This window comes from Streptomyces sp. MBT53, from assembly GCF_016654115.1.
GTDB lineage: Bacteria > Actinomycetota > Actinomycetes > Streptomycetales > Streptomycetaceae > Streptomyces.
In genome coordinates this window covers 1-3688 of record NZ_JAEQAZ010000393.1, presented here as the reverse complement: position 1 = coordinate 3688, position 3688 = coordinate 1, and the positions used below count along the sequence as shown (strand labels likewise).

4 protein-coding genes are annotated in these 3688 nt (G+C 70.1%); 3 read left to right on the top strand and 1 reads right to left on the bottom strand.

What is annotated here, in order from left to right; genetic code table 11:
• Positions 1-183, top strand: a 183-nt coding sequence (locus JHN45_RS51425; protein ID WP_201056385.1) for an adenosylcobinamide-GDP ribazoletransferase, incomplete at its 5' end; no start/stop codon positions are given.
• A 17-nt stretch (positions 184-200) separates the two neighbouring features.
• Here the strand turns inward: JHN45_RS51425 and JHN45_RS51420 are convergent.
• Positions 201-350: a hypothetical protein gene (locus tag JHN45_RS51420; protein WP_374195699.1), complete on the bottom strand. Its 150-nt coding sequence runs from the start codon at positions 348-350 to the stop codon at positions 201-203.
• A 279-nt stretch (positions 351-629) separates the two neighbouring features.
• On the opposite strand from JHN45_RS51420, the gene JHN45_RS51415 reads away from it, so the two are divergent.
• Both JHN45_RS51415 and JHN45_RS51410 read left to right on the top strand, forming a co-directional pair.
• The gene (locus JHN45_RS51415) at positions 630-2147 is read left to right on the top strand and encodes a leucyl aminopeptidase (RefSeq protein ID WP_201056383.1); all 1518 of its coding nucleotides are present in this window, start codon (positions 630-632) and stop codon (positions 2145-2147) included.
• Positions 2148-2460: 313 nt separating this feature from the next.
• The coding region (locus JHN45_RS51410; RefSeq protein WP_201056381.1) for a dihydrolipoyl dehydrogenase at positions 2461-3688 on the top strand (1228 nt) is incomplete at its 3' end.

Here is a 3688-nt window from a genome sequence, read left to right as displayed (position 1 = left end):
GCGTGCGGGGTGGCACTCGGGACGGAGGGGATCGCGCCCGCGGTTGTGGTGGCTCTGGTTGTCGCCGAGATGCTGCTGCGGCACTGTCGGCGGCGGTTCGGTGGGGTCACGGGGGACGTGTTCGGGGGGCTTGCGGAGACTGCGGCGACGGCTGCGCTTGTGGTGCTGTCGCTGGGTGGGTGAGTCAGTACCGGAGTTGCTCAACAAGCCTTGCGCCGGGCTCCCGGTTCGTACTTCTTCTCCAGTGAACTCAGCTTCAGGCGGCGGGAGTTCGTGCGGAACTTGGACGTCGGGAGTTCGTACTCGTCGGGTTCCGCCGCGTCGAAGCCCTTGTAGTGCAGCGCGGTCACCGTGGCCCTGCCACTGCCAGGCCACGCCCGGGCGAGGTGGGCTCCAGGGTGTGGGGCGGGGACCCCGAGGATGGTCTCCCATGGCCGGTACCGCGCCGCGCAGCGAGGCCCCCGTGCGAACGCTCCGTCGCGCACACGCGCGTAGGCTCCGTTCTGGGCCGTCACCAGCCCCCTGTGTCCACCGCCGCCGCAGGTCGGAAATAGGGTCGGTTGCCGGGCCCGGTCGACCCACCCCGTTCGACCGCGGAAACTTCACATCGGAAGCGAGAATTCACCACTGTGACTGCTCTCACTCTCAGCACCGCCGCGGCGCCCGGCCTGCGGGCCGACGCGATCGTGATCGGTGTCGGCAAGGGCGGCAAGGGCCCGGTCGTCGCACCGGGCGCCGACGCCGTGGACAAGGCGTACGACGGCAAACTCGCCGGCGTCCTGGAGACCCTGGGCGCCTCCGGTGCCGAAGGCGAGATCACGAAGCTGCCCGCCCCGGCCGGCTTCAAGGCGCCCCTCGTGCTCGCGGTGGGCCTCGGCGCCGAGCCCAAGAACGGCGACGCGTACGACGCCGAGGCGCTGCGCCGGGCCGCCGGTGTCGCGGCCCGCGCCCTGACCGGCGCCAAGAAGGCCGCCTTCGCGCTGCCCCTCACCGACGCGGCCGACGCCGGCGCGATCGCCGAGGGCGCGCTGCTCGGCGCGTACTCCTTCGACGCGTACAAGGACAACGGCAAGGACGCGAAGGGCAAGGGCCCGCTCGGCGAGGTCGCCCTGCTCGGCGGCAAGCCGCGCGACAAGGAGTTCAAGGCGGCCGTAGAGCGTGCTCTGGCGGTCACCGAGGAGCTGAACCGCGCCCGTGACCTGATCAACACCCCGCCGAACGACCTCGACCCCGAGGCCTTCGCCGCCGTCGCGCAGACCGCGGCCAAGGAGCACGGCATCAAGGTCGAGGTGCTCGACGAGAAGGCCCTCGAAGAGGGCGGCTACGGCGGCATCCTCGGCGTCGGCGCCGGTTCCGCGGCCGGTCCGCGGCTGGTGAAGCTGTCGTACACGCACGAGGCGGCGAGCAAGCACCTCGCGTTCGTCGGCAAGGGCATCACCTACGACTCGGGCGGTATCTCGCTCAAGCCGGCCGGGCACAACGAGACGATGAAGTGCGACATGAGCGGTGCGGCCGCCGTGTTCGCGGCCGTCGTCGCCGCCGCGCGGCTGGGGCTCGAGGTCAATGTCACCGGCTGGCTGGCGCTCGCCGAGAACATGCCGTCCGGCTCCGCGACCCGTCCCGGTGACGTGCTGCGCATGTACAGCGGCAAGACCGTCGAGGTCCTCAACACGGACGCCGAGGGCCGGCTCGTCCTCGCCGACGCGCTGTGGGCGGCGTCCGCGGAGAAGCCGGACGCGATCGTGGACGTGGCGACGCTGACCGGCGCGATGGTGCTGGCTCTCGGGAGCCGGACCTTCGGGGTCATGGCGAACGACGACGCGTTCCGCGCGGCGATCGTCGACGCGGCCGAGGAGGTCGGTGAGCCGTCGTGGCCGATGCCGTTGCCGGAGCACCTGCGCAAGGGGATGGACTCCCCCACCGCCGACATCGCGAACATGGGTGAGCGGATGGGTGGCGGGCTGGTCGCGGGGCTGTTCCTGCGGGAGTTCGTGGGTGAGGGGATCACCTGGGCGCACGTCGACATCGCGGGGCCGGCGTTCAACGAGGGCGGGCCGTTCGGTTACACGCCCAAGGGTGGGACCGGGTCTGCCGTGCGGACGCTCGTGCGGCTGGCTGAGTTGACTGCGGCTGGGGATCTGGGCTGACGTTCGCCCAGTAGCTCGGTGCCCAAGGGGGCGCGGGCGGCTGCGGAACAGCTTCCAGCCGGTCGCGCCCCGCAGCGGAGCTGCAAATCGATACAGCCCCGCGCCCCTGGGTAACTCACCTTGGCCGGTGTTCTCATGTGAGCGTGTGGTGTCTCACACCCCGGCCCGGCGTCTCGTTGGCCCCCGACAAGTGCGAAGATGGGCTCGGCAGGACAGGGCCCCCACCACAGGGCCGAAGAAAGAGCGGCCGGACACCAGCCGCCGCGCGGTCACTGACGACCGGCGTACGGCGCACATGCATGGAGGACGTGACGTGGCGAACGACGCCAGCACCGTTTTCGACCTAGTGATCCTCGGCGGTGGCAGTGGCGGTTACGCCGCGGCGCTGCGCGGGGCCCAGCTGGGACTGGACGTCGCCCTGATCGAGAAGGACAAGGTCGGCGGCACCTGCCTGCACCGGGGATGCATCCCCACCAAGGCTCTGCTCCACGCGGGCGAGATCGCCGACCAGGCCCGCGAGAGCGAGCAGTTCGGCGTCAAGGCCACCTTCGAGGGCATCGACGTACCGGCCGTCCACAAGTACAAGGACGGTGTCATCTCCGGCCTGTACAAGGGTCTGCAGGGTCTGATCGCGTCCCGCAAGGTGCACTACATCGAGGGTGAGGGCAGGCTCTCCTCCCCCACCTCCGTCGATGTGAACGGCCAGCGCATCCAGGGCCGCCACGTCCTGCTGGCGACCGGCTCCGTGCCGAAGTCGCTGCCGGGCCTGGAGATCGACGGCAACCGGATCATCTCCTCGGACCACGCCCTCGTCCTGGACCGTGTGCCGCAGTCCGCGATCATCCTGGGCGGCGGTGTCATCGGCGTGGAGTTCGCCTCCGCGTGGAAGTCCTTCGGCGCCGACGTGACGATCATCGAGGGCCTCAAGCACCTCGCTCCTCTCGAGGACGAGAACTCCTCCAAGCTTCTTGAGCGCGCGTTCCGCAAGCGCGGCATCAAGTTCAACCTGGGCACCTTCTTCTCGAAGGCCGAGTACACCGAGAGCGGTGTCAAGGTCACCCTCGCCGACGGCAAGGAGTTCGAGGCGGAGCTGCTGCTCGTCGCCGTCGGCCGCGGGCCCGTCTCCGCCGGTCTCGGCTACGAGGAGCAGGGCGTCGCGATGGACCGCGGCTACGTCCTGGTCGACGAGTACATGCGGACGAACGTGCCGACCATCTCCGCCGTCGGCGACCTGGTCCCCACGCTCCAGCTCGCGCACGTCGGCTTCGCCGAGGGCATCCTGGTGGCGGAGCGTCTGGCCGGTCTGAAGGCCGTCCCGATCGACTACGACGGTGTCCCCCGGGTGACGTACTGCCACCCCGAGGTCGCCTCCGTGGGCATCACCGAGGCCAAGGCCAAGGAGATCTACGGCGCGGACAAGGTCGTCGCTCTGAAGTACAACCTCGCGGGCAACGGCAAGAGCAAGATCCTCAACACTTCGGGCGAGATCAAGCTCGTCCAGGTGAAGGACGGTGCCGTGGTCGGCGTCCACATGGTCGGCG